Raw genomic sequence first — 26,243 nt, forward strand, 5'->3', positions numbered from 1 at the left:
CCGGCTCCCGCTATGTGGAGAGTGGACGCTGCGGAACGCGCGTCGACGCGAAGAAGCCTCGACGCCACGCGGCGGCCCGGGTCCGTCGGTCCGCCCCGGGCCGTCAGGCGTCCGCCCCGGGCCGTCAGGCGTCCGCCCCGGGCCGTCAGGCGTCCGCCCCGGGCCGTCAAGCGTCAGATCGGTCAGGCATCCGGATCGGTCAGGAGAACGCGATGTCCTTCGTGGCGTGGTCGTACGCGATGGTGACCGGGCCGCCGTCGTGCGAGAGCTCGTGGTTGGCTCCGTTGAAGGTGCCGAACGCGCCGTAGTTCTCATCCCAGGAACGGTTGATCGCGATCTTGAAGGCGTAGTGCCCAGCTGGGAGGTCAACGGTACGGACCCAGCGGCGGGAGGCCCGGTCGAGGCCCATCTGGACCGCGTCGGCGTTCGGCTCCCAATCGCTGTGCGCGCCGAGGTGTGATGCGAAATTGCCGGCGATCGCCACAGCCTTCGGCTGATCGAGGTCCACGGCGCCCGGCGCCTCAGCCTGCGCACCGGAAGCCTCAGGTGCGGCAGCCTCAGGTGCGACCGCTTCCGACAGCTCCACGGGCACCTGGACAGGCGTCGGGACGACGTCCGTGCCGGAGACGGCCTTGGCCGTCGCGGACTTCGGTGCGGCCCTCTTCGCAGGACTCTTGCGGGCCGACTTTTTCGTGGCCGGCGGCGCGGCGGGCACGGGCGTGCCAGCGGGGACTGGCGTGCCGGCGGCGAGCGCCTCGGCGAGCGACTGGGCGGTCGGGAAGGCGACCGTGGCTCGGAGTCCTTCCTCGGTGATAGCCCAGCCGGAGCGGCCCTTCACCATCCAGCCAGCCCTGACGAGCTTGGCCGTGGCGGAGGTCAGGGCCTTGTGGCCACGCGGGATGCCTCCCGCGAGGAGGACCGCCTCGTTCTCATCGAAGGGCACAGCGTCCACGGCAGCGGACAGTACGGCGCGGGCGTCCACCGTCTCATTGGCCCATGCAGCCCGTGCGAGCCCATCCAGCACCGCCTTGAGACGGAGATCGAGCTTCTCTGTCGCGTTCGCGTTCCTCGCCATAGCTACCCCTCGTTCCTTGCCTGATCCAGCCGAGCCCATGACTCATGAGCCCGCCTCTCCATGCTGGCCCGTTACTCGCCGGTTGCCTTTGTCGGTGACCGAGTGTGACGTGGCGAACAGGAGATGAGCCCCAGCATTCCGCCTCTCGGTTTCGTTCCGGTTACGCGCACGCGACCTCCGGGGAAAGAGACCGGGCGCGCCGGCGGATGCACCGCCGGCGCGCCGTGGTCCATTCGAGAGGGTCAGCTCGCCGTCGCTGAGCAGGATGCGGAGGCGGCAGCGCCGCTGCCCGTGTTCTTGGCGACGCTCTTGCCGTCGATCACGATCTCGCACGAGACAGCCGCTGCCTTGTTCTGGAAATCGGAGGACGTGACGGTCAGGAGGGCCGAGGTGAACCCGGTCGAGGTGACGTCCTTCGACCAGTCGGCCGCGATATCGGTCTGGCTCGAGCCGCCGGGCGTCCAGTAGTGGACTGAGGCAGCGCCGTTGCTCGCGACCTTATACTGGATCGTGTGCTTCGCACTGGCCTGGGCCGAATACGTCTCAAGGCCCTTGGAGATCGCCGTCGATGCGGTGGACACAGCGGCGGCGACCACGACATTGACGATGATCGCTGAGATGATCGCGATCACGGACAGGATGAGCCCGGTGATGGACATCGCCTTGCCGCCCATCTTCCGGAAGAGCGCGACGAGCGCGCAGGCGAGGCTGGCAATCGCCAGGGCGAAGGCGATGACGTTCACCACGGGGATGAAGCTGAACACGAACGCGAGCGCGCCGAGAACGAGCGAGACGATCGCGAGTGCCGAGCTGCGGCGCGGCGGCTGCGCACCTCCGTAGACAGTCCCCTCGGCCGGACGGCCTTCTGGCGTTCCCGAATCATTCATCGGAGACATGGGCGTGGTAGACATGGGTCCCCCCTTGGATCCTGACACGAGTCCGCCGGCCCCATGCCGGCAATCCTGCGCGTCGGGATGATGTTCTGCCCGGGGTCCGACATTTCTCGTGCTCTCACGGGCCAGGGTGAGGAAGGCCACTCAACTCGTCTGTCAGCGGGAGAACAGCCCCGGCCCGACATATGGGGCAAGGCGGGTGCGCTGCTCCTCGGTGAGCCGCATCAGGCGCCCGGAGGATTCGTCGACGAAGGCCAGCTGCGTGGTCGCACGCGCGCACTCGTGCTTCTCCACTGGATCGTGGACCACGTAGTCGAGTGTCAGGGCGGCTGCCTTGAGCCCGCTCACCCACACGTCCACCTGGGCCGGCACATTGCGGTAGTCGAGCGGGCGCAGGTACCGCACCCGATGCTCCACGACCAGGGCGAGCGTTCCTACCGCGACCTCAGAGAACAACGGCACGAGCGGCTCGGCGCCGGAGGCACCTGTTCCACCAGGAGGTCCAAACGCCGCGATCCGCGCCTCCTCGAGCATGCGGACGATCTGCACGTTGTTCACGTGCCCATACGCATCCATGTCTCCCCAGCGCATCGGGACAAGGACGCGAAGCCGCTGCGCGCCGTCGTGCGCCCCTGAAGGAGGTTCCCCTGCAGTGCTCTCAGTGCTCACCACACGGGTGTACCACAGACCTGCCACGGGACACCGCCCGGGACGCTTCGTGCCCCGCCAGCTCCAGCCCCGCGGCTGGCCCCTGCATAGCCCGTTTCTCTGCGGGACCGAGCGTTTCCTGCTCGGCGCCCCGCAGCGAACCGATGGCTCCAGCGTACGGACGGCATCTTGCACTGCGGTGTCCGAACTGTTTAATCGCGGTGACGCCTGCACCCGCCGCCCGGGTTCACGACGGGCTGAGCCTCATACCCGTCCTTGAAAGGGCTGGGCCGCGCACCACGCCCGCGAGGCGGCGCAATGCCCGCGACGGGACCGCTCTGTATCCCGACGTTGATGCTGTGAAGCGTGGATAGGATGGGAGCAACTCCTCACGGAAACGGCGGAATCCATGGATGTTCTAGAGTTCGACGACGTGTTCGTCGGCTGGGGCAAGGGCGGCAAGACGCTCGCTGGGATCCTCGGCCGGGCGGGCCGCCGGGTCGCGATGATCGAACAATCGGACGCCATGTACGGCGGCACGTGCATCAACATCGGCTGCGTGCCCACCAAGGCCCTGATCTATTCCGCACACCTCGGCCACGAGGGCGGGGACGCGGCGCACTACACGGATTCGATCACGCGCAAGAACGCCCTGACGGCGAAGCTGCGCGGCGTGAACTTCTCGATGCTCGACACGATCGACACCGTGACTGCCGTCACCGCCCGGGCGGAGTTCGTGGGGCCCAAGCGCGTGCGGCTGAGTGCGGGCAGCGACGAGCGCGAGATCACGGCCGAGCGCCTCTACATCAACACCGGTTCGTTGCCCGTGATCCCGGACATCCCGGGCCTCTCCGAGGGCGGCCAGGTGCTGAGCCCGCGCGTCCACGTGTCCACGGACCTCATCTCGGAGTCCAACCTGCCGGCGCGCCTCGTGATCGTGGGCGGCGGGTACATCGCCTACGAATTCGCCTCCATGTACGCCGCGTTCGGCTCCGAGGTCACCGTCGTGGACCGCTCCCCCATCCCGCTCAGGCATGAGGACCGTGACGTTGCCGAAGCCGTCGCGGCCGCCCTGGCCGGCGACGGGGTGCGGTTCCTCCAGGGTGCGCAGGTGACGGGCGCGCACGACGACGGATCCTCACCTCTGCGGGTGGATGTCGCCTCCGACGACGGGCCGGTCACGGTCGAGGCCGACGCCGTGCTGCTGGCGCTTGGGCGCCGTCCCGCGACCGAGGGTCTTGGACTCGACAAGGCGGGCGTCGAGACCGACGGGCGGGGCGCCGTCGTCGTCGATGAGCGCCTCCGGACCACAGCGACGGACGTATGGGCGCTCGGCGACGTGAACGGCGGACCGCAGCACACCTACGTCTCGCTCGACGACCACCGGATTGTACTTGCCCAGGTACTAGGCGGACCGGAGCGGACCACCACGGACCGGAACACCATCCCGACCACCACGTTCGTCACACCGCCGTTCTCGCGGGTGGGTCTCACCGAGGGCCAGGCGCGGGAGCAGGCCGCCGAGCGCGGCTGGGACGTGGGCGTGGCGTCGAAGGAGGTCTCCAAGATCGCGGCGATGCCGCGGCCCAAGATTGTCCGTGACCCGCGCGGGCTCCTCAAGGTGGTCGTCGACCGGAAGACCGACGCGATCCTCGGGGCCACGCTGTTCTGCGTCGACTCGCAGGAGATCATCAAGCTCGTCTCGCTCGCGATGGACAATGGGCTGCCGTACACCGCCCTGCGGGACCGCATGTACACCCACCCGTCCTCGTCCGAGGCCTTCAACGAGGTGCTCGGATCCATCGCCTGACCGCCACGTCCACTGCCACATGTCCGGCCGCGGGGCCGGGGAGAGAGGGGAACACGATGCTGTTCGACCACGACAACGACGAGCCGATCCGCGTCCTCACTGACGCCGAGAGCTGGGCACTGCTGGACAACGCGCGCCACGGGCGCCTCGCGACCACCGCAGCGGGCGAGCTGGACATCGTGCCGATCAACTTCAAGGCCTCACACAGCAAGCTGTACCTGAAGACGACGCCCGGCACGAAGGTCGCGGAGCTCACCATCCACCCGCAGGTCGCGTTCGAGGCCGATGGCATCCTCCAGGACGAGGCCTGGAGCGTGGTGGTCAAGGGGACGGCCCGCGTCCTCGAGCACTCGGACGACATCGCAGCCGCCGAGGCGGTGGGCATCGAGACGTGGCTGCCGACCACGAAGAGCGTCTACCTCGAGGTGACCCCCTCGTCCATCGCCGGCCGGCACTTCCAGCTGGGCGCCGAACCCGAGCAGACCACGGCGCGGGACTACTGACCACGGCCGACGAATGGGCCTCCCCCGTCTACGTCCGGGGGCCAGCCGACGCCGAGACCGCAGCTTCCTCCGCCTCGTGGTCGGTCCCGCCAGCGAACTGGCTCATGTAGAGCCGGCGGTAGGCGCCGCCGCGCTCGAGGAGCTCCTCGTGCCGGCCCTGCTCGACGATCTTGCCGTTCTCCATGACCAGGATCGTGTCCGCGTCCCGGATCGTGGAGAGCCGGTGGGCGATCACAAACGAGGTCCGGTCCGTGCGCAGCGCGGCCATGGCCTTCTGCACGAGCAGCTCGGTGCGGGTGTCCACGGAGGAAGTGGCCTCGTCGAGGATCAGGAGCGAGGGATTGGACACGAACGCGCGGGCAATCGTGATGAGCTGCTTCTCGCCCGCGGCGATGTTGGTGCCTTCCTCGTCGATCACGGTGTTGTACCCGTCTGGGAGGGACCGCACGAAACGATCCACATACGTGGCCTTGGCGGCAGCCATGACCTGTTCCTCGGTCGCGTCGAGGTTGCCGTACCGGATGTTGTCGTAGATGGTGCCGCCGAACAGCCACGCGTCCTGGAGCACCATGCCGATCTTCGAGCGGAGCTCGTCGCGGGAGAGGTCGCGGACATCCACTCCGTCGAGCAGGATCCGTCCGGCCTGGATCTCGTAGAACCGCATCACGAGGTTCACGAGCGTGGTCTTGCCGGCACCGGTCGGACCCACGATCGCCACGGTGTGCCCGGGCTCTGCCGTCAAGGAGAGGTCCTCGATGAGCGGATTGTCCGGCGAGTAGGAGAAGGAGACGTGCTCGAAGTCCACGTGCCCGTCCGTGACGGCCGGCAAGTGGCTCGTCGCGGTCTCGAGCTCCTGCTCCTCCGCGTCCAGCAGCTCAAACACGCGCTCGGCCGAGGCGACGCCGGACTGGAGCATGTTGGCCATGCCGGCGATCTGCCCGAGCGGCTGCGTGAACTGGCGTGAGTACTGGATGAACGCGGTGGCGTCGCCGAGAGTCATCTGGCCCGCCGCGACCCGCAGGCCTCCTACGACGGCGATGCCCACATACGCCAGGTAGCTGATCCAGTTCATGATCGGGAACATCATGCCGGAGACGAACTGGGCGCCGAACGAGGCCTTGTAGAGCTCCTCGTTCTTGCCGTCGAAGCCCTCGGCCATCTCCCTCTCGCGCCCGAACAGGATGGCTAGCTCGTGGCCGGAGAAGGACTCCTCGATATGGCCGTTGAGGACCCCCGTGTCCTTCCACTGCGCCTTGAACAGCTTCTGGCTGCGGGCACCGATCACGCCGGTCACCACTGCGGAGAGCGGCAGGGCGACGAGGGCGATGAGGGCCAGCTCCCACGAGACGATGAACATCATCACGATGATGCCCAACACCTGCAGGATCGAGGAGAGCAGCTGCGAGAACGCCTGCTGGAGCGCCTGCTGGACGTTGTCCACGTCATTCGTGACCCGCGAGAGGAGGTCGCCGCGCTGCCGGGTGTCGAAGTATCCGAGCGGCAAGCGGTTGATCTTGGACTCGACGTCCCGGCGCAGCCGGTAGACAACACGCATCACCACGCGGTTGAGGATGAAGCCCTGGGCCCACATGAAGAGGCTCGCCACGAAGTACATGACGAGGATGACCGCGATGAGGAACGTGAGCTCGTTGAAGTCGATGCCCTGGCCGGGCACAAGGTCCATGGCCGAGAGCATGTCCGCGAAGTTGTCCTGCCCCTGCGCGTGCAGGCCCTGGACCACCTGGTCCTTCGTGACGCCGGGCGGCATCTGCTTGCCGATGACCCCAGCGAAGATCACGTCCATGGCTTTGCCGAGGATCTTCGGCGCCACCACGGACAGCACCACGGAGACGATGATGAAGGCGACCACGACCCCCATCCACGCCATCTCTGGGCGGATCAGGCCCAGGAGGCGCTTGGCTGCGGCGCGGAAATCCTTGGCCTTCGGGGTGGGCATCTGCTGCCCGAAGCCTCCCCCGTCATGGCCGCCGCGGGCGCCGGTCCCTTCGCCCTCTTCGGTCTCCTCGGGCTCGGGTTGTGCGGCGGTCTGCTTGGCTTCCTGGCTCATGCCTGCTCCCCCGTGGTGCCCGCGCCCGCGACGCTGCGCACTTCTTCGACGCTGATCTGCGACTGCACGATCTCCTGGTACGTGGGCGAGGTCTCCAGCAGCTCCTCATGGGTTCCGCGGTCCACGATCTTCCCGTCGTCGAGGACCAGGATCTGGTCGGCACCCATGATGCTCGAGACGCGCTGGGCGACGACGATCATGGTCGCCTCCCGGGTGCGGGCCTTGAGAGCGCGGCGGAGCCGGGCCTCGGTCGTGACATCGAGGGCTGAGAACGAGTCGTCGAACAGGTAGACCTTTGGCTGTGCTACGAGCGCCCGGGCGATGCAGAGCCGTTGGCGTTGGCCACCCGAGACATTGGTGCCCCCCTGCGAGATCGAGGAGTCCAGGCCCTTCTCCTTCGCGCGGACGAACTCCGCGCCCTGGGCGACCTCTAGCGCATCCCACAGCTCGGCGTCGGACGCCGCCTCTTTCCCGAAGCGCAGGTTGTAGCCCACGGTCCCCGAGAACAGGTAGGGGCGCTGGGGGACCATCGCGACCCGGGAGGTGATCTCGTGTCGGGGCATCTGGGAGAGGGGGACGCCGTCGAGCAGGACCTCGCCCTGCCCCGCGTCGTAGAGCCGCGGCACGAGGTTCAGCAGGGTCGTCTTGCCTGAGCCGGTCGAACCGATGATGGCGACCGTCTGGCCGGGCCTGGCCGTGAAGGAGATCCCGCTCAGCACAGGAGCCTCGGCGCCAGGGTACGCGAAGGAGACGTTGCGGAACTCGACGACTCCCTCGGCCTTCTCGGGCACGACCGAAGCGGTGGGCTCGCCCATGGAGGGCTCAACGCCGAGGACCTCGCCGATGCGGTCGGCACACACGCTGGCACGCGGGATCATCATTGCCATGAAGGTGCCCATCATGACGGCCATGAGGATCTGCAGGAGGTACTGCATGAACGCGGTGAGGGAGCCGATCTGCATGTCCCCGGAATCCACGCGGTGGCCGCCGAAGTACAGGACGGCGGCGGTGGCCGCCTGGAGCAGCAGCATGATGATCGGGAACATGAGCACGAAAATCTGCCCGACCTTGAGCGAGATGTCCGTCAGGGCCTTGTTCGCGTCCGCGAAGCGGTCCTCCTCGAAACGCTCGCGCACGAACGCGCGGACCACCCTGATGCCGATGATCTGCTCACGCAGGACGCCGTTGATCGAGTCGATCTTCGCCTGCATCGTCCGGAACAGCGGCATGAGCAGGTAGACGAGGAGCCCAACAACCGCGAACAGCACGCCCACCGAGACCCACACGAGCCACGAGAGGCCCGCGTCCTCGTTGAGTGCCATGATGATGCCGCCCACACACATGATCGGGGCTGAGACCATGAAATTCAGGCCCATGAGCATGACCATCTGGATCTGCTGGACGTCATTGGTTCCCCGGGTGATGAGCGTCGGTGCGCCGAACCTCTGGAGGTCTTGGGCTGAGAACGACGTGACCTTCCGGAACACGCCCTGGCGCAGGTCGCGCCCGAAGGCCATGGCTGTCTTCGATCCGAAGTAGACGGCGGCGATGGCTGTGAGGACTTGAACGAACGCGATGCCCAGCATGAGGCCGCCCTGCCGCCAGATGTAGTCCGTATCGCCCTTCGCGACGCCCTGGTCGATAATGTGGGCGTTGATGCTGGGCAGGTAGAGCGTCGCGATGGTGGTGGCGAGCTGGAACACGACCACGGCAACGATCCATGGCCAGTAGCGGGCGCTGTAGCGCCGGATGAGAGTGACGAGCATCGACGTCCTTCAGGTCTGGGGCCTCGCAGGTATGCCGGACGGGGCGAGTCAAGCGTAGGCCCCCGGGAACGCGCGGGACATCAGCCTTGAGGACGAATCGGGCAGCCTGCGGACACGGTGCGTCCGCAGGCTGCCCGATGCCTTCCCCCTGGGGCGAAGGTCAGCTCGCGGTGTGCCGTCCCCGCGTCGCGAGGTACAGCGCCGCCTCCTTCTGGAGCTCCCGCTCGGCGGCGAGCTCCCGCTGGATCTCGGCTAGCGTTGCGGCGGCCTCGCCCTGCGAGCGTGCCGTCTGCCCCAGCTGGTCGGCGAGCTTCTGCTGGGCGTCGAGCTGGCCCGCGAGCCGGGCCATGAGCTCCGTGAGCTGCAGCTGCTGCCGGGCCAAGAGCCGTTGGGTCTCCTGGAGTGCCTCGAGCGTCCCCACGTCGCGGCCCGTCACCGGGGCCGTCTCCGCCTCGGCGAGGAGGAGTTGGAGCTCGCTGTCGAGCCCGCCCTCCTCCCCCGCCGTGCCTGCGAGGACCTCGCGGATGGCGGCTCGGCGCTGGGCGGACGACGGCGCGCCGGTCGCCGCAGGCGAGGACCCAGCCGAGGACGCGGCATCGTGCGCGATGGGTGCGGACGAGGGCGAGCCCGCCGCCGCGGGCGAGGACACAGCCGAGGACGCGGCGTCGTGCGCGGGGCCGGAAACGACGGGCAGCGCGGCGGTCGCCAGCGCATCGGCGCCCGGAGCAGGCTTGACGATGTCCACGGTTCGGCGCAGCGGGACCTCCTTGATGAACAGGACCGCGATGAGGGCCACGACCGCGATGACGGCCGCGATGAGGAAAACGCGGGCAGTCGCGTCGCCGAACGCGCCCCGGACGATGTCCGCGATCGGCGCGGGCATGTCCTTGAGGTCCATGCTGCCGCTGGCGGAGCCCCCCGCAGCCTTGATGCCGTGGTCTACCAGGCCCTGGACCACGAGGTCGCTCGAGCGATTGCTCAGGACGGCCCCGAGGACCGAGACGCCGACGGCGCCGAAGACCGAGCGGAAGAACGCGACCGTAGAGCTGGCCGTGCCGATGTCCGAGGCGCGGACGGTGTTCTGCACGCCGAGCACGAGGTTCTGCATCATCATGCCCAGGCCGGTGCCGAGAACGAACGTGTACAGGCCCGTGAGCCACAGGTCGGTGGTGTGGTCGAGCGTGCCGAGGAAGCCGAGGCCCGCGATGGTCAGGACCGAGCCGAGGACGAGGTACCGCTTCCACCGGCCGTAGCGAGAGATGAGCTGGCCGGAGACGACCGAGCCGAGGAAGTTGCCCGCGATCATCGGCAGGGTCAGCAGGCCGGCCTCGGTCGGGGTCGCGCCGCGGGCCACCTGAAAGTACTGGCCCAGGTAGGAGGACGAGGCGAACATCGCGACGCCGACGGCCCCAGACGCGATGATGCTGAGGGCTGTGGTGCGGTCCGCCACGATCTTGAGCGGGATGATTGGCATCGCGACGCGGGACTCCACGATCACGAGGAGGATCAGGCCCAGGACCGAGCCGCCCACCATCGCGGCGGTCTGCCAGCTCCACCAGTCGTAGTAGTCGGCCTTGCCGGCGAACGAGACCCAGATGAGCAGGGTGCTCACGGAGACCGTGAGCAGGATCGAGCCGAGCCAGTCGATCTTCGCTGCACGCTTGACGTGCTTGATCTTCAGCGTGGCCTGGATCAGGATCAGCGCGATCACGGCGAGGGGCACGCAGACGAAGAACGTCCAGCGCCAGCCCAGCGACGAATCCACGATGAAGCCGCCGAGGAGCGGGCCGCCCGCTGTGCCGACTGCCATGACGGCGCCCATGTACCCGTTGTACTTGCCGCGATCGCGCGGCGGGATCATCGTGCCGATGATCGCCATGGCCATGGCGGTGAGGCCGCCCATGGCGACACCCTGGACGACGCGGGCACCGATGAGCCACGGGATGTTCTGTGCGAACCCGGCCAGGACCGAGCCGGCCACGAACAGCACGATGTTCAGCTGCGTGAGGAGCTTCTTGTCGAACAGGTCCGAGAGCTTGCCCCAGATCGGGGTGGTGACGGCATTGGCGAGGAGGGCTGCCGTGATGACCCAGGCGAAGTCCGTCTGGGTGCCCTTGAGGTCCGCCATGATGGTGGGCAGGGCATTGGCCACGATCGTCGAGGAGAGGATCGCGGTGAAGAATGCTGCGAGGAGGCCCGTGAGGGCCTCGAGGATCTGCTTGTGGCTCATCTGCGGAGCCGCGGCCTCAGCGGGCTGCAAGGGCTTCCTCCTGTGTCTGCGTGGTCTGAGGGGTCGGGGGGGTCTGGAGAACCGGCGGGCTGCTCTGGATCGGGGCGGGGCGCATGGGGCGCGCCCCGGTGCGGAGGGCGTCCGAGAGCTGGCCGATCGCCAGGATGGCGTGGGCCGCCTGCTCCTCGTCCCAGCCGGCGAGGTAGCTCTGGAGACGCGAGATGCGGTGCTCCTCGATCTCGTTCAGGGCCGTGGCACCCGCTTCGGTGAGGGCGACCCGCTGGGCACGCCGGTCCTCGGGGTCCCTGTGGCGCTCGACGAGGCCCAGCCCCTCGAGCTCGGCCAAGTGCCGGCTCAGTACCGGGGCGCTCACGCCGAGCTGCCCTGCGAGGTCGACTGCGCGGCCTCCGTGCTCGGCGATCATGCGCAGCACACCTTGGGACGCGACGCCCAGCTCCCCGTGCTTGAGCTCGGACGTCGACAGGCAGCGGATCACGCGCTGGAGGTCGAAGACACGGTGGATCAGTTCGCGTGCGGATCCGGGATCGACGGGCATGACTGCACCTCTCTCGAATAATTGCTTGTTGCAACTATACATCAGATGGTTGCTTGCCCAAACTAATTCCCTAGGTGTCCTTAGTAACATGGAGGGTCCCTTAACGCCGCGCGGCCACGTCCGCAGGGGCCTCCTGCCGACGCGGCCGCACAGACGTTCCGGAGCTACTCGAGATGCGTGGGCGTGAACATCCTCAGGAGCGTCTCGACCACGACCACATTCGGCCCGTCCGCGGCGAAGGCCTCCTCGAGCGCCTCCCGCACGTCGGCGGGAACCACGCGGCGCGCGGGAACGCCGAAGGACTCCGCGAGGGCCACGAAGTCCGGCCGCGCAAGCTCGGTCGCGGTGGCCTTGCCGAAGGCGCCCACCATATATTCGCGGAGGATCCCGTAGCCGCCGTCGTCCACGATGAGCCACGTGACGGGCACGTTGTGCTGCCTCGCAGTGGCGAGTTCGGCGATCGAGTACATCGCCGAGCCGTCGCCGGAGACGGCGAGCACGCGTGCGGGCCGGCCCAGGGCCGCCAGCCCCACGGCCCCGCCGATGGCCGCGGGGAACCCGAAGCCCAGCCCTCCGGCTCCCTGGGCCGAGTGGAACTGCCCTCTCCGGGAGTCCCAGCAGCTCCACGCCCAGTACGCAGAGATGGTCATGTCCCAGAAGGTCTGCATGTCGTCCGGCACTGCGGCGCGGATGTCCGCCATGAAGCGCCGCTCCTTGGCCACGTCCTGCGACTCGAGCCGCTCGCGTACTCTCGCAAGCGAGTCAGCCACGACCTCCTCGGGCGCCTTCCCGTGCCAGTCCGGCTCGAGTGTCCGGCCGTCGAGCGCCGCGGACAGGGACGTGTCGAGGGCGGTGTTCAGCGCTTCCAGCGCTTGCCCGGCATCGGCCCGGATCCCCAGGCCCGGCCGGTTCGACTCGAGGACCCGCGGCTCGGCGTCGATCTGGATGATCCGTCCCCTCGGCTCGAAGGTGAAGTAGTTCGAGGTGACCTCGCCGAGCGAGGAGCCGACCACCACCAGCACATCCGCGTCCTCAAGCAGCTCGGTCATGTGCCGATCCTCGATCCAGGACTGCAGTGAGAGCGGGTGCTCCCACGGGAACGCGCCGTTGCCGCCGGGGGTGCAGATCACTGGCGCGCGCAGCTGCTCGGCCAGGTGCAGGAGGGACTTCTCCGCGTGCCCGCGCCGCGTCCCGCCGCCGGCGATGATCGCGGGCCGCTTCGCCTCGCGCAGCCACTTCACGGCCTCGCGCACGAGCTCGACCCGGGGCGGGTTGTCCGCGGCCTCGGCGAGCGCGTCCTCGACCGGCGGGACCATGATCGGGTCCAGCAGGACGTTCTGCGGGATCTCCACCCACACCGGCCCCTGCGGTGAGGAGATCGCGTCGGTCCACGCGTCCTGGATGGCGCTCGGAATCCCGGAGGCGTGCTGAATGAGCCGCTGGCTCTTGGTGACGTTCGCCGCTGAGGCCTTCTGGTCATCGAGCTGGTGCAGCATCCCCTTGCGCCGTGCGCCGAGGCCCTCGAGCGGGATCTGGCTCGCGATCACCACCATGGGCACGCCGGTAGCGTAGGCCTCCTGAAGACCCGCCAGAGACGTCAGCGCGCCCGGCCCAGTGGAGAGGAACAGCACCCCGACCTCGCCCGTGGCCCTCGAGTACCCGTCCGCGGCGAACGCCGAGTTGTTCTCGACGCGGCTCGAGACGAAGTGCAGGCTGCCTCGCCCCATCGCGTCGAACAGGCCGAGCGCGTGCTGGCCGGGAATGCCGAACACGGTCTTCGCCCCGAGCGCCTCGAGCGTCTCGACAACGAGGTCGCCGCCGTTGCGGACGTGCGCGTCGTCGCGTGCCACGGCGATCTGGGCGCCCGCTGCTGCGGCGTCACCAGACCACGGCGACTCGACCGGCGTCACTGCGCGCCCGCCGTCGTGTGCTGCTGGTTCCGACTCCGCTCAAGCCCCAGCCTGTCCTCAGCCTTGGGCAGTTCGCTCATGAGCGTCACGAGGTCGTAGGCCACATGGCTCGCGGCGACGCCGGTGATCTCGGCATGGTCGTAAGCCGGCGAGACTTCGACCACGTCGGCGCCGACAATATTCGCCCCGCGCAGCCCGCGGAGGATCTCGAGGAGTTCACGGCTCGTGATGCCGCCAGCCTCGGGTGTGCCGGTGCCCGGGGCGTGTGCCGGGTCGAGGACGTCGATGTCAACCGAGATGTACAGGGGGCGGCTGCCGATGCGATCGCGCAGCTTCGCGACGGTCTCGCGCACGCCCTGATAGTAGACGTCGGAGGAGGTGATGATGCCGAAGCCGAAGCGCCGGTCGTCCTCGAGGTCCTTCTTGCCGTAGAGCGGACCGCGGGTGCCGACGTGGGAGAGCGCATCCGTGTCGAGGATGCCCTCCTCGACGGCTCGTCGGAATGGCGTGCCGTGCGTGTACTCGGCGCCGAAGTACGTGTCCCACGTGTCCAGGTGCGCGTCGAAATGCAGCAGCGCCACCGGCTCCCCCGCGCGCTCACACGCGGCACGGAGCAGCGGCAGGGCGATCGTGTGGTCGCCGCCGATCGTGAGGAGGCGCGCGCCGTCGGCCGTCAGGTCCAGCGCGTTGTGCTGGATCGTCTCGATGGCCTCGTTGATATTGAAGGGGTTGACTGCCATGTCCCCGGCGTCCGCGACTTGGGCGTTGGCGAACGGCGAGGCGTCGAGCGCCGGGTTGTACGGGCGGAGCAGGCGGCTGGCCTCGCGGACGTGATTCGCGCCGAACCGGGCTCCCGGACGGTAGGACACGCCGGCGTCGAAAGGGGCGCCGACGACCTTCACGTCCGCGCGTGCCACTTGGTCCAGCCGCGGCAGCCGGGCATACGTGGCCGCGCCCGCGAAGCGCGGGATCCGGGACGAATCGATGGGGCCGAGGTTTCCGTTCTCCTCGATGCGCAGCTCTTGCAAGGTGACCTCCGTAGGTGTGGCGCGTTTGTGACCCACACTACAGGAAAAGTTGTCTAGGAAGCATCGCTTGTTTACTTCTATTGGGGTGATCGCGCTGTACACCACGCTCAGGAACAGCGCCCCGACCTGCTGGCCCTGCTCCCCCTGCCTAATCGCTCCCTCCGGCGCCGACGACGAGGCCGGGCTGGCTGGCGGCGCTTTTCCTTCCCTGCAGGCCGGCATACGCTCCGCAAGCCGAGGGGATGGATCAGGACGCGGTGAGGCTCAGGACGAGGGCCTTGACCTGCTGCCCCTCGGACGAGGCCCACCATGCCTTCGCGTGATCCGCCGATCCGCACTTCTCGACGTCCGGGCCCAGCTCGACGAAGACGCCATACGGGGCCTTCGAGGCGGGATCGGCCGGGGTGGGGCCACTCGGCGGCAGGCCACGGAGGACGCCCGCCCCGTCGGCCGGTACCGACTGTCCAACCTTGAGCGTGCAGATCCCGCCGGAAGCGCCCCCGCCGGTCGGCTGCTCGAAGAGCAGCGCGTACTGGAGTGGCGGAGACAAGCCTCCGCCGGACAATCCGGGAAGGGCTCCGGACTCCAGAACCGTGCGCTGGACCGGAACTCCGACGTCGTAGGACGTGAAGTTGACGAGCACCGTCACGACCACCTTTCCGGCGGCGTCCTTGAGCGGGACGTACTCCACCTTCCTCGGAACGTCTCCGTGCACGACCCGCTCGCCGGTCCAGGTAGCAGGATGCCGGAACGACAGCTTTTGGCTCGTGAACGTGAAGGTCGCCAGGTCGGCGGTCGGACTCGGCGTCGGAGACTGCGGCGCGGCGGTCGCGGACTGCGGAGCGGCGATCGCGGACTGCGAGCTGGGCTGCGCGCTCGGCGCGGCTGTGGAGCCGCAGCCGGTGAGTACCAGCCCGAGCGCGAGGGCGGCGCAGGAGAATGCCACGCTACGACCGGAGCGGGCGGTGGTTGTCATGACTGGCCCCCTAGGTGAGTGCGAATGAACAGAGCGTGAGGCGAATACAGGCATGCCTGCGTCCTCACCGTCGCACCCTGAACGCGGCCGCGATAGAGTCGAAGACTTATTCCATCGAAACGAAATAATATTTTGCCGAGCCAGCGGAAGTTGGCGCGATCCGAGAAGCAGTCTGGGAACTCGAGCATCGCCAGCCGCGCACGACGGCGCGAGCGCGCCGCTAGCGCGAGGCGGCCGGCACTAGAACCCACAGCACCGTGGTGGGCTCGCCTGTGGGATTGACCCACGAGTGCGGCTCACGTCCGGGGAAGGTCAGCGTGTCCCCCGCGCTGAGGGTGTAGCGCTCGTTGGTCATGATGAGCGTGAGCTGGCCTCGCACCACGTGGAGGACGTCCACGTCGCAGTCCACGGCGTACAGCTCGGATTCCCCGGCCCCGTGAGGCGCGATGTCCGCCTGCAGCAGCTGGACACGCCGCTCGGACCGCGAAGTGAGCAGCTTCTCGACGATCCCCTCGCCGCCGAGTGAGATGCGGGGGGCGTCCGCCGCGCGGGTGAGGTGGGTCTCGGGGACGGCGAACAGGTCGCCAATATCGAGTGAGAGGACCTGGCACAGCGTGACGAGTGAGGCGACCGACGGGGAGGTCAGGTCGCGCTCCACGCGTGAGAGGAAACCCTTCGTCAGCCCGGTGGCATCGGCAACCTGCTCGATCGTCATGCGCTGCGACTGGCGCGCAGCGCGGATACGCGAGCCAATGGCAACGGGCGCATTGCTCGGCTCGACGGGCAGGGCTTTCATGGGCTCTCTTTCCTGTTGGTCGCTCAAACATAGGCTACGTGACAACCCCTGTTGCCTCCTAGGCATCATGGCCGGCGGGGCGTGGGTCGCCGCCGCGGATCCCGTACACCCGGCCCAGTGAGTTCAGGCTCGCCTAACTCCCGAGTGAGGGGCAGCCGGGCGATAAATCGCACCGAATCGGTCTAAAGTGGCCGGGGCAATGGGGCTCGCACCGCACCCGTTTCCCGCAGGAGCCATTGATGCAGAAGATACTTCCCCCTTCCCGGGGCCACCGTCCCGAACCCACGCCAGCAGACATCCGCCGCTGGCGGCAGTACCTCGCGGACGAGAAGGCGGAGGCCGCGATCTACCGCGCGCTCGCCAGCCGTCGCGAGGGTGAAGAGCGGGACATCCTTCTTGGGCTGGCCGAGGCGGAGGGCCGCCACGAGGCGCACTGGACCGCGCTTCTCGGAGACAAGGTGGGCAAGCCGCGCGCCGCATCGCTGCGAAGCCAGCTGCTCGGATTCCTGGCCCGGCACTTCGGCAGTGTTTTCGTGCTCGCCATGGCGCAGCGTGCAGAGAGCCGTTCCCCCTACTCAGACGACCCCTACGCCACACCTGCCATGGCCGCGGACGAGCGGATCCACGAAGAAGTGGTCCGCGGCCTCGCCATCCGCGGCCGCACCCGCCTCTCGGGAACGTTCCGTGCGGCTGTCTTCGGTGCCAATGACGGCCTCGTGAGCAACCTTTCCCTCGTGGCCGGCATGGCGGCTGCTGGCGTGGCCAGCCATCTGGTGCTGCTCTCAGGAATCGCAGGGCTCCTTGCCGGCGCCCTCTCCATGGGCGCGGGCGAGTTCATTTCGGTGCGGTCCCAGCGGGAGCTGCTCTCCGCCTCGAAGCCCACCCAGATCACACTCACCGCCGCACCGGACCTGGACCTGACCGCCAACGAGCTGGTCCTCGTGTACAAGGCGCGCGGCATGAGCCAAGCGGCGGCCGAGCACCGCGCCGCCGAGCGTCTCGGGTACTTCTCGTGCGACTGCGACCCGAGCCTGTCCCTCCACCCTGAGATCGAGGCCGTCGAGGACGAGCACGAGGCGATCGGCTCCGCCTGGGGTGCGGCCATTTCCAGCTTCTGCTTCTTCGCCTCCGGCGCGATCGTCCCGATCATCCCCTTCCTCTTCGGCATGGTCGGCGTCCCCGCGCTGTTCGTGGCAGGCATCCTCGTGGGCCTCGTCCTGCTCGGCACGGGTGCGATCGTGGGCCTGCTCGCGGGCGCTTCGCCCCTCACCCGCGCATTGCGGCAGCTCGGAATCGGCTTCGGCGCCGCTGCCGTCACGTACTTCCTCGGGTTCGTCTTCGGGGTCTCGCTCGGCTAGACCTGCCCTTGGGCGGCCGCGTGCGGCCGGCCAATGCGCCTCCCCTCAAAGTGTCGGCGGTTCGCCCTAAGCTGACCGGAGAAGCGCGGTGCACGGCCGTGCCAGAGGGGGGCAGATGGACGACGGCGAGCGGAGACTCCCGCGGTCAAGCGACGGACGGATCCCGCAATGGGCCATCGATGAGGAGGCCCGGCGCGTACTCGCCGACCTCGACCGCCGCCTCCCACCGGATCTTGTCCGCGCAGCGCGGCCGGCACGCTCCCGCCGGAGGCGACGCCCTCAGAAGCTCGCGCAGGGCAGTAGGAGGACGGCTCTGATCCTGAGCGTCGCAGTGGGCCTTGTCTCCTTCGTGCTGTGGGTCCGCTGGCTGATTCCCGCAGCGGGGCCTGGGAATCGGGTGGGCTCCGACTCTATCGGGTCACTGCTCACGGTCGGCGACCGCCCGCCACCGGGGTTCGAGGAGGGCCAGCGGCCAAAGCTGCTGCCGCCGCCCGGTGGCGGCACGCACGTTTTCCTTCAGACACGGGCCGACGGCAGTCCCGTGGGCTATTCGCCCTGCCGGCTCCTCCACTATTCCGTCAACCCCAAGGGCGCACCGCCCGGCGCCGTCGAACTCGTTGACCGGGCCGCATCGCGCATCGCCGCCACCAGCGGGTTCGCGCTGCACCGCGATGATCCGACGGATGAGGAAGCATCCTTCGACCGGCCGGCCTATCAGCCCCAGCGGTACGGAGAGCGATGGGCACCCGTGATTGTCGGCTTCTCGACGCCCGAGCAGGTGCCTCGCCTCGAGGGCGACACGGCAGGGCTGGGCGGCAGCGCCGTCGTGCAGTTCCCGGGCAGGGATCCCGCCCTCGTCACCGGCGTGGTCATCCTGGATGGGCCGGACCTCAGCGCGATCCTCGCACGGCAGGGAGGCCAAGCCATCGCGGAGGCCATCATCCTCCACGAATTCGGACACGTGCTCGGCCTCGGCCATGTCAATGAGTCATCCGAGCTGATGGCTGAGCGGAACACGGGGCAGCTGGACTTCGGACCGGGCGACCGCGCGGGCCTCGCACAACTCGCAGCGGGGACGTGCCGCCCGGACATCTGACGCTTGCGCCGAAGCGGCGAAACAGTAGGACGACGCCAACGGGTGACCACGTCACCCCTCATCTACCCGGGCCGCAAGCTCTCGTGCCGCGCCGATCACCGCATCCACCCTCCGGGGGCGCTGCAGCCCCGGCGGAACGGCGGCGACCACAAAGTTGGACGGCGTGGCGTCCGCGATGGGAACGAGCACGACTCCTGCCGCCCGGAAATGCTCCTCCATGGCCTCCCACACGTTGATCACGGAGAATGCGAGGCCTGTCGCCACGATCCCCCGGATGTTCTCGGCGACGACGCTCTTCCAGCGGACACGCGGCTCGACTCCGGCCGAGCGGAACATGGCCATGACACGCTCTGCGCTGGGCGGGACGTCGAACAGCACGGCATCCTCGTCGGCGAGGTCCGCAAATCGCAGCAGGTCCCGGCCGGCGAGCGGATGGCCCTCAGCAAGCATGGCTTGCGGGCGGGACTCGGCGAGGGTGACGAGGTCGACGCCGCTGATCGCCTGGAGCGAGTAGACGAAGGCCGCGTCGAGCTCACCATCGGCGACGCCCCGCTGCAGCTCCTCCGCGGCGCCTTCGACGAATTCCAGCTCGATCTCGGGCCAGCGGGCCGCCGTCTCAGCGAGGAGCCTGGGCATGAGGCGCGGGCTGATGGCGATCATGCAGCCGAGCCGGACGCGCCCCCTCAGTTCCTCCCATCCCGCGCGGATGCTCGCCGGGATCTCCGCCGCTTCGTCGAGGACGCGCCGCGCCCGCGCGCCGAGGGCGATGCCGGCGGCGGTCGGGACGAGCCGCTTCGAGCGGCTCCGCACGAAGAGGTCCACACCCAGTGCGCGCTCAAGCTGGCCGACGGCCATTGACGCGGCGGCCTGGGAGATGCTGCTGCGCCTGGCGGCCTCGGTGACGGACCCTGCATCGAGCACTGCGACGAAATACTCGAGCTGTCGCAGCGTGAACTCCCCCGGCATAAGTGCTCCTGATAAGGCTCCTCGGATTGATTGATTATACAAATCCTGTGGTCTTCACCACACTGGAACGCAGACCAACCCAGAAGGAGTCCGCACCATGGCATCGAGCCTTGCGCCCCACGTCGTCACCCTCGGCACAGCCGGCGGCCCCCGCTGGTGGGCCGCCGCCGATTCCGGCGAGCGCACGGGGATCGCGACTGCGGTGGTCGTCGGGGACGCGTTCTACCTCGTGGACCTCGGTCAGGGTGCGGGCCGACGCATCGCCCAAGCGGGCCTGGACCTCGCGCGCCTCCGGGCGCTGTTCATCACCCACCTGCACTCGGACCACGTCTACGACCTCGCCGGACTCGGGATCTTCGGCCTCTACGCGCTCCAGGACCGCGCCGGCAAGAACCCGGTGCGCATCATCGGTCCCGGGAACCGGGGCGAGCTGCCCCCGGTGTCCCCGCGCGCCGTCGTGCGCCCCGAGCCGCTCGCTCCGGCGAGCCCCACGCCGGGCACGCGAGAGATGTTCGAGACCCTCATGGCCGCGCACGCCACGGACCTCAACGACCGCATACTCGATTCCCTCAAGCCGAGCCCCCTGGACGTCTTCAGCGCCGAGGACGTCGAGATCCCCGCGGGAATCGGGTACCACCCCAACGACAACCAGACGCCTGAGATGGACCCGTTCGAGGTCTACCGGGACGAACGTGTCACAGTCACCGCGATCCTGGTCGAGCACCCGCCCGTGGCCCCGGCATTCGCGTTCCGCTTCGACACCGTCGAGGGCTCAGTGACGATCTCCGGGGACACGTGCTACACCCCCAACCTCATCACCCTCGCCCAGGGCACCGACCTGCTCCTGCACGAGGCCATCGACTTCGACTGGGTCGAGTCGCTCTACGCCGACAAGACCGACGAGCCATCCCGCGCCGCCCGCGACCACCACTACAAGTCCCACACGAGCGTCCGCGAGGCTGCCAAGGCCGCCGAAGCCGCCGGCGCCGCGACCCTCGCTCTCCACCACCTCGTGCCCGGCCACGCGCCGGACGCCGTCTGGGCCGAGGCCGCGGAGCACTTCTCCGGCAGCTTCGTGCTCCCGAACGACCTCGACGTCATCCCCTTCGGCCGTCAGCGCTGACGCCCGGCTGAGTCCATCATTGGAAGAGGAACGAACTGTGACTACTGAAAGCACCCTGCCCGCCGCAAGCACTGTGGGTGGACAGCAGGCGGCGCCCGCCGAGACGCTCAACACGAAGGACATGCGCCGCATCCTGGCCTCCTCCTTCGCCGGCAGCGCGATCGAGTACTACGACTTCATGCTGTACGCGACCGCCGCGTCGCTCGTGTTCAACAAGGTGTTCTTCGCCAACCTCGGGCCCGGCTTCGCCCTGTTCGCCTCGTTCGTGACGCTCGCCGTCGGGTACGTGGCCCGGCCGCTCGGCGGCCTCATCTTCGGCCACTTCGGAGACCTCATCGGGCGCAAGAAGATGCTCGTGCTGTCCATGATGATCATGGGCGCGGGGACGATCGCCATCGGCCTTCTCCCCACGACAGCCCAGGTCGGCATGATCGCACCGATCCTGCTCGTGCTGCTCCGCCTGCTCCAGGGCGTGGCGGTGGGCGGTGAGTGGGGTGGCGCGGCGCTCATGGCCATCGAGCACGCGCCCAAGAAGCACCGGGGCTTCGCGGCGTCCTTCGCGAACGCCGGCGGTCCCGCGGGCGCGATCCTCGGCACGCTCGCCCTCTCGCTCTTCGCCGCGCTCTCGGGCAGCCAGTTCCTCGTCTGGGGCTGGCGGGTTCCGTTCCTGCTCTCCGCACTCCTGATCGCGGTGGGCCTCGTGATCCGCCTCAAGGTCTCGGAGACTCCCGCGTTCCAGCGCCTCCAGGACGCGAGCGAGAAGCGCCGCGTGCCGATCGTCGACGTCCTGCGCCATTCCAAGCGCGCCGTGCTGTTGGGCCTCGCCGCCACCACCGCGTTCTACGTGTGCCAGGCCATGACCACCGTGTGGGGCGTCTCAGTGGCCGTCGAGTCCGGCGCGGACAAGAACGGCGTGCTGAACATCAAGGCCGGTGCGGCTGTCCTCACGCTCATCATGTGCTTCGTCTCGGCTCGCCTCTCGGACCGATTCGGACGACGCCGCGTGCTCGCCTTGGGCGCGATCTTCGGCATCATCGCGGCGTACCCCACGATCCTGCTTATGACCAACGGCACGCTCTGGGGATTCGGCCTCGCGATCTTCATCGGCAATGGCCTCGTGCAGGGCATCCTCTACGGTCCGATCGCCGCCTACGTGGCAGAGCAGTTCCCGACCCGCCACCGCTACACGGGCGCCTCGCTCGCCTACCACACCGCGTCGATGCTCGGCGCTGGCTTCGCGCCGATGATCATCACGGGCCTCACCCTCGCCGCAGGCGGCGCGCTGTGGCCGGTGGCTGCGTTCTGGATCGCGATCCTCGCGATCGCACTCGTCGCCGTGATGTCGACCACGGAGGGCACGCGCCGCGAGATCGACTGACTCGAAACACTCTCCACGGACATGACCCCTCAACCGGGTTTCCGGTTGAGGGGTCATGTCCCTGCGTTGCGGGGTCATTTCCCTGCGTTGCGAGGTCACCCGAGGGCGGCGATGGCCTCCTCCGCAGAATCCACGAGGTGGAGGCTCTCCGCCATGCCGCGACCCTCCGCGAGGCTGCGCAGGAGCGGCCACGCCGGCAGGTCCTCGGTCCAGTGCTTCACCCCGACGAGCACCATCGGCGTGATCGTCTCCGCGGCGCCGTAGTAGTTCTCGCACGCGTCCTGGAAGACCTCTTGGACGGTGCCAGCCGCACCGGGCAGGAACACGACGCCGCCCGTGCACTTCTGGAGCAGCACCGCCTCCCGGACCGAGTTCGCGAAGTACTTAGCGATATGGGTCGCGAACATGTTGGGCGGCTCATGCCCGTAGAACCACGTGGGCACACCGAGGTTCCACGTCCCGCCCGGGCGCTTCCCGAGCACAGCGAGCGCCGCCCGCGCCCACGCACTCACCGATGGCCGGAACACGGGCACGATGGCGATCTCCCGCAGCGCCGCCTCCAGCTCGCCTTCGTCGAACGCGGACAGGTACGCGCCGAGGTTCGCCGCCTCCATCGCGCCCGGCCCCCCGCCGGTGGCCACCAGATGACCAGCCGCCGCGATTCCGCGCGCGAGGCGAGCGGCGTCGTCGTACGCCGCACCTCCCCGACGGGCGGTGTGCCCTCCCATGATGCCCACGATCTTCCGCCCCGCGAAGGGGCCCGTGAGCGCTTCCTGGAGTGCCTCACCGATGTGGTGGTCGTGGAGGGCCGCCGAGATCGCCGACTCGATGCCCGCGGGGCCTTGGCTCTTGGTCCAGGCGTAGATGAGCGCGTCGGGAGTCGCCTCATAGGGGCGCGCGGTGACGCCCTCATAGAGCTCCGGGCCGGTGTACAGGGCGGGCCGGTAGGGGTTGAACGGCAGGCCCGGCAGGATCGGGAACACGAGCGCGCCTCGTGCCCGGAGCGACTGCTCCATGCCCTCTTGGAGGTGGCAGCCGAGGAACATCGCCCCCGAGGGGTCCAGCGCCTTGAGCACCGTGGAACGCTCCGTGAGGTCAAGGGACTGCAGGTGCCATCCGGCCATTTCCGAGGCGCCGCCCGCGACGAGGGCGTCGAAGTCCCCGAGCGACTCAACCTCCAGGGTCCGCGGCGTCGGGCCCAAGGCCGGTATCGCATTCATGGGGTCAGGGTAGCCGGACCTCCCAATCAGTCCATCCTGCGGCGCAAGCCCATCGGGGAGATCGAGGAAGAACAGGACATCGCGCACCTGTCCAAGTCCCTCGGACTGTGGCAGCAGTAGATCGAGTGGCGAGGAGCGCACGACGGCGACCACTCGCCGTCGTGCGCCCCTCGCCGCCGCTGGATCCCCGCTCAGGCAGTCTTGGCCTTCGCGGCCGCCTTCTGGGCGCGCTTGTACTCACGCACCTTCGCGAGTGATTCGGGCGAGACGATGTCCGCCACGCTGCGGTACGAGTCCTGTTCGCCGTACGCCCCGGCGGCCTCCCGCCACCCGGCGCCCTGGTAGCCATACTGCTTGCCGAGCAGCGCGAGGAAGATCTTGGCCTTCTGCTCCCCGAATCCGGGGAGCTTCTTGAGCCGCTTGAGCGTCTCGGCCCCGTCCGGCGCGCCCTGGGTCCAGATCGCGGACGCGTCCCCATTCCACTCCTTCTCCACTGCCGCGCACAGGGCCTGCACGCGGGCGGCCATCGACCCTGGGAAGCGGTGCACCGCCGGTGTCTCCTTGAAGAGGGCGGCGAACTCGTCGGGGTTCAGGTGCGCGAGGGTGGCGGCGTCGAGGGTTCCGGCACGGTCGGCGATCTTGAGCGGGCCGGCGAAGGCGGTCTCCATCGGGACCTGCTGGTCCAGCAGCATCCCGATCAGCAAGGCGAGCGGATCCTCGGTGAGCAGACGGTCAGCGGCGTCATCGCCGGTGATGTGCAAGGTCATGCCGCCAGTCTTGCACCCCGGTGCGCCGGGGTCGACCGCGCACGGCGGGCCACGCGCCGTCGTACGCTGATGTGCCTCTGGTTCCGAGATGCAGGGCCGAGATATCAGGACCCATCAGCCATGTCCTTCCCGATGAGGCGTGCCGCTCGAGTGGGATCATCCAGGCGGTGGTCCGCAAGGATCAGTGACAAAGCCACCCCTACTTGCAAGCCGAACGCGGAGAGTTTTGTCCTGACATATGGTCACTTGACTCTTTCGCTAGGGCATGGCGCTCCCTACCGTGCATCGCACACAGTGCTACGATCGATCTATAGCTTTTGTCCTATCAACCAAACAAGCATGCCCGCATCGGCGCCGGGAATGCGACGCGGAGGGGTCATGGCAGCAACCCTCAACATTCCCATCGACCGCTCGTCCCCAGTTCCGCTCTACCATCAGGTGGTCCAGGGGATCGAGGGGATGATCCGCAACGGCGCGCTCGAGCCCGGGTCCAAGCTCGAGAACGAGATCGAGCTCGCCGCGCAGCTCAACCTCTCCCGGCCCACCATGCGCAAGGCCATGGATGAGCTCGTCCGCTCGGGCCTTCTCGTGCGCAAGCGCGGCGTGGGCACTCAGGTCGTGGCCAGCCAGGTCAGGCGGCACCTCGAGCTCTCGAGCCTCTTCGACGACCTTGCGCGCGGCGGGAAGAAACCCACCACTCGCGTGCTCAGCTTCCGCCACGGCCCTGCAGAGGCCGAGGTGGCGGACACTCTGCAGTTGCCCGCCGGGGTCGGCGTCTACCACTTCACGCGTCTGCGCGCGGTTGACTCCAAGCCGCTGGCCCTCATGGAGAACTGGGTGCGGGACGATATCGCCGAGCTCACCGAGGGTGGCCTCAGAGAGCACGGCATGTACCAGATCCTCCGGGATGCCGGCGTGAATTTCCGCCTTGCGAACCAGCGTATCGGCGCGGCCGTCGCGGACGAGCGGCAGGCCGAACTCCTCGAGGTCGCGCGGGGCTCCGCCCTCGTGACCATGGAACGCACAGCCGTGGATGACGCCGGCCGCAGGGTCGAAACCGGCCGGCACGTTTACCGCGCCGACTCGTACAGCTTCGAGATGACGCTGGTCCAGCGCTGACGCGCACGGCGTCTGGTGAAAGGAATCACATGGCGAAGTGGGTCTACCCCCTCGGTTCGGCGAGGGATGGCGACTGGCAGGTCTCCCTCGGCGCCCATGACTCCTCCACGGCCGTGGACGGCTGGCAGCACACAGGCGTCAAGGTCACCCACCTCGCGCCGGGAGCCGCGGCCTCGCTCGAGGCTGCGGGTGAGGAGCGGATAGTGATCCCCCTCTCGGGGGCGTTCGAGGTGACGGTCGACGGCGCCACGTACCATCTGCGCGGCCGTGCCTCCGTCTTCGCGGGCCCGACCGACGTGCTCTACACCGGGACCCGCAAGGCCGTGGAGATCCGAACGCACGACGGCGGGCGGGTCGCCGTGGCACTCGCCCCCGCCAAAGCCTCGTACCCGACTCGGCTGATCCGGGCCGAGGAGACCCCGGTCGAGCTGCGCGGGGCGGGGAACTGCTCACGCCAAGTGCACAACTTCGGCACGCCTGCGGCACTCGAGGCGGACCGGCTCATCGTGTGCGAGGTCATCACTCCGGCAGGCAACTGGTCCTCGTACCCGCCGCACAAGCATGATCAGGAGAAGGACGGCGAGACGTTCCTCGAGGAGATCTACTACTTCGAGACGCGGCTCGCGCCCGGCTCCCCCGCCGTGTCCGAACGCGCGGTGCAGGACCCGGTGGGCTACGCCCGCGTCTACGCCTCTGATGAGCGGCCCATCGACGTGGCGGCCGAGGTGCGGACGGGCGACGTGGTGCTCGTCCCGTACGGCTGGCACGGCCCCGCCATGGCGGCCCCCGGTTACGACCTGTACTACCTCAACGTCATGGCCGGACCCGGCCGGGTGCGGGAGTGGCTCATCAGCGATGACCCGCACCACGGCTGGATCCGCACCACGTGGGACGCCCAGCAGGTGGACCCCCGCCTGCCCTTCACCGCCTAGGCCTCGCGGCCAGCACGTCGCGGGG

At 68.6% G+C, this 26,243-nt stretch carries 22 protein-coding genes; 8 read left to right on the forward strand and 14 right to left on the reverse strand.

Annotated features, from left to right (window positions below):
* Window positions 1–199 precede the first annotated feature (199 nt).
* From LF262_RS12175 to LF262_RS12185, 3 genes are all read right to left on the reverse strand, one after another.
* Entirely contained in the window at window positions 200–1,075 is an 876-nt protein-coding gene (locus LF262_RS12175) for a pullulanase X25 domain-containing protein (RefSeq protein WP_235780668.1), read from the reverse strand.
* Window positions 1,076–1,317: 242 nt separating this feature from the next.
* Window positions 1,318–1,986 (reverse strand): hypothetical protein, encoded by a 669-nt coding sequence (locus LF262_RS12180; RefSeq protein WP_235780669.1) that lies wholly within the window; start codon window positions 1,984–1,986, stop codon window positions 1,318–1,320.
* Window positions 1,987–2,124: 138 nt separating this feature from the next.
* Window positions 2,125–2,559 (reverse strand): acyl-CoA thioesterase, encoded by a 435-nt coding sequence (locus LF262_RS12185; protein ID WP_235780788.1) that lies wholly within the window; start codon window positions 2,557–2,559, stop codon window positions 2,125–2,127.
* Between the two features lie 466 nt (window positions 2,560–3,025).
* Here LF262_RS12185 and LF262_RS12190 point away from each other — a divergent pair, with 466 nt between their 5' ends.
* Together LF262_RS12190 and LF262_RS12195 are read left to right on the forward strand one after the other, a co-directional pair.
* On the forward strand, window positions 3,026–4,426 hold the full coding sequence (locus LF262_RS12190) for an FAD-dependent oxidoreductase (protein WP_235780670.1): 1,401 nt from the start codon (window positions 3,026–3,028) through the stop codon (window positions 4,424–4,426).
* Between the two features lie 56 nt (window positions 4,427–4,482).
* Complete coding sequence (locus LF262_RS12195) at window positions 4,483–4,929, forward strand: pyridoxamine 5'-phosphate oxidase family protein (protein WP_235780671.1); 447 nt, start codon at window positions 4,483–4,485, stop codon at window positions 4,927–4,929.
* 28 nt (window positions 4,930–4,957) lie between these two features.
* On the opposite strand, the gene LF262_RS12200 is transcribed toward LF262_RS12195, so the two are convergent.
* The 8 genes from LF262_RS12200 to LF262_RS12235 all read right to left on the reverse strand — a co-directional run bounded on the left by LF262_RS12200 (window position 4,958) and on the right by LF262_RS12235 (window position 16,259).
* On the reverse strand, window positions 4,958–6,997 hold the full coding sequence (locus LF262_RS12200; protein WP_372462772.1) for an ABC transporter ATP-binding protein: 2,040 nt from the start codon (window positions 6,995–6,997) through the stop codon (window positions 4,958–4,960).
* The gene (locus LF262_RS12205; RefSeq protein ID WP_235780672.1) at window positions 6,994–8,763 is read right to left on the reverse strand and encodes an ABC transporter ATP-binding protein; all 1,770 of its coding nucleotides are present in this window, start codon (window positions 8,761–8,763) and stop codon (window positions 6,994–6,996) included. Before LF262_RS12205 ends, LF262_RS12200 begins: the two co-directional genes overlap by 4 nt.
* Before the next feature lie 160 nt (window positions 8,764–8,923).
* Window positions 8,924–10,993 carry an MDR family MFS transporter gene (locus tag LF262_RS12210; protein ID WP_235780790.1) on the reverse strand — a complete coding sequence of 690 codons (2,070 nt, stop codon included), beginning with the start codon at window positions 10,991–10,993 and terminating at the stop codon, window positions 8,924–8,926.
* A 16-nt stretch (window positions 10,994–11,009) separates the two neighbouring features.
* Entirely contained in the window at window positions 11,010–11,549 is a 540-nt protein-coding gene (locus tag LF262_RS12215; RefSeq protein ID WP_235780673.1) for a MarR family winged helix-turn-helix transcriptional regulator, read from the reverse strand.
* A gap of 164 nt (window positions 11,550–11,713) precedes the next feature.
* The gene (locus LF262_RS12220; protein WP_235780791.1) at window positions 11,714–13,399 is read right to left on the reverse strand and encodes a thiamine pyrophosphate-binding protein; all 1,686 of its coding nucleotides are present in this window, start codon (window positions 13,397–13,399) and stop codon (window positions 11,714–11,716) included.
* Window positions 13,400–13,455: 56 nt separating this feature from the next.
* Window positions 13,456–14,487, reverse strand: a complete 1,032-nt coding sequence (gene speB / locus LF262_RS12225; RefSeq protein ID WP_235780674.1) for an agmatinase — start codon at window positions 14,485–14,487, stop codon at window positions 13,456–13,458.
* Between the two features lie 247 nt (window positions 14,488–14,734).
* Window positions 14,735–15,463, reverse strand: coding sequence for a hypothetical protein (locus tag LF262_RS12230; protein WP_235780675.1), 729 nt, complete (start codon window positions 15,461–15,463; stop codon window positions 14,735–14,737).
* Window positions 15,464–15,683: 220 nt separating this feature from the next.
* Window positions 15,684–16,259 carry a cupin domain-containing protein gene (locus LF262_RS12235; protein WP_235780676.1) on the reverse strand — a complete coding sequence of 192 codons (576 nt, stop codon included), beginning with the start codon at window positions 16,257–16,259 and terminating at the stop codon, window positions 15,684–15,686.
* Between the two features lie 239 nt (window positions 16,260–16,498).
* On the opposite strand from LF262_RS12235, the gene LF262_RS12240 reads away from it, so the two are divergent.
* Window positions 16,499–17,617: a VIT1/CCC1 transporter family protein gene (locus tag LF262_RS12240; protein ID WP_235780677.1), complete on the forward strand. Its 1,119-nt coding sequence runs from the start codon at window positions 16,499–16,501 to the stop codon at window positions 17,615–17,617.
* Between the two features lie 115 nt (window positions 17,618–17,732).
* Window positions 17,733–18,713, forward strand: coding sequence for a matrixin family metalloprotease (locus LF262_RS12245; protein WP_235780678.1), 981 nt, complete (start codon window positions 17,733–17,735; stop codon window positions 18,711–18,713).
* Window positions 18,714–18,764: 51 nt separating this feature from the next.
* On the opposite strand, the gene LF262_RS12250 is transcribed toward LF262_RS12245, so the two are convergent.
* The gene (locus tag LF262_RS12250) at window positions 18,765–19,679 is read right to left on the reverse strand and encodes a LysR family transcriptional regulator (RefSeq protein WP_235780679.1); all 915 of its coding nucleotides are present in this window, start codon (window positions 19,677–19,679) and stop codon (window positions 18,765–18,767) included.
* A 97-nt stretch (window positions 19,680–19,776) separates the two neighbouring features.
* Here LF262_RS12250 and LF262_RS12255 point away from each other — a divergent pair, with 97 nt between their 5' ends.
* Window positions 19,777–20,802 carry an MBL fold metallo-hydrolase gene (locus tag LF262_RS12255; protein WP_235780680.1) on the forward strand — a complete coding sequence of 342 codons (1,026 nt, stop codon included), beginning with the start codon at window positions 19,777–19,779 and terminating at the stop codon, window positions 20,800–20,802.
* 37 nt (window positions 20,803–20,839) lie between these two features.
* Window positions 20,840–22,180, forward strand: coding sequence for an MFS transporter (locus tag LF262_RS12260; RefSeq protein WP_235780681.1), 1,341 nt, complete (start codon window positions 20,840–20,842; stop codon window positions 22,178–22,180).
* A gap of 95 nt (window positions 22,181–22,275) precedes the next feature.
* On the opposite strand, the gene LF262_RS12265 is transcribed toward LF262_RS12260, so the two are convergent.
* Both LF262_RS12265 and LF262_RS12270 read right to left on the reverse strand, forming a co-directional pair.
* Entirely contained in the window at window positions 22,276–23,400 is a 1,125-nt protein-coding gene (locus LF262_RS12265; RefSeq protein ID WP_235780682.1) for an LOG family protein, read from the reverse strand.
* Between the two features lie 191 nt (window positions 23,401–23,591).
* Window positions 23,592–24,167, reverse strand: coding sequence for an HhH-GPD-type base excision DNA repair protein (locus LF262_RS12270; RefSeq protein WP_235780683.1), 576 nt, complete (start codon window positions 24,165–24,167; stop codon window positions 23,592–23,594).
* A gap of 378 nt (window positions 24,168–24,545) precedes the next feature.
* On the opposite strand from LF262_RS12270, the gene LF262_RS12275 reads away from it, so the two are divergent.
* Window positions 24,546–25,286: a GntR family transcriptional regulator gene (locus LF262_RS12275; protein ID WP_235780684.1), complete on the forward strand. Its 741-nt coding sequence runs from the start codon at window positions 24,546–24,548 to the stop codon at window positions 25,284–25,286.
* 29 nt (window positions 25,287–25,315) lie between these two features.
* Window positions 25,316–26,218 carry a 5-deoxy-glucuronate isomerase gene (gene iolB, locus LF262_RS12280; protein ID WP_235780685.1) on the forward strand — a complete coding sequence of 301 codons (903 nt, stop codon included), beginning with the start codon at window positions 25,316–25,318 and terminating at the stop codon, window positions 26,216–26,218.
* Window positions 26,219–26,243: the final 25 nt, after the last annotated feature.

This window comes from Sinomonas notoginsengisoli, assembly GCF_021554725.1.
Lineage (GTDB): Bacteria > Actinomycetota > Actinomycetes > Actinomycetales > Micrococcaceae > Sinomonas > Sinomonas notoginsengisoli.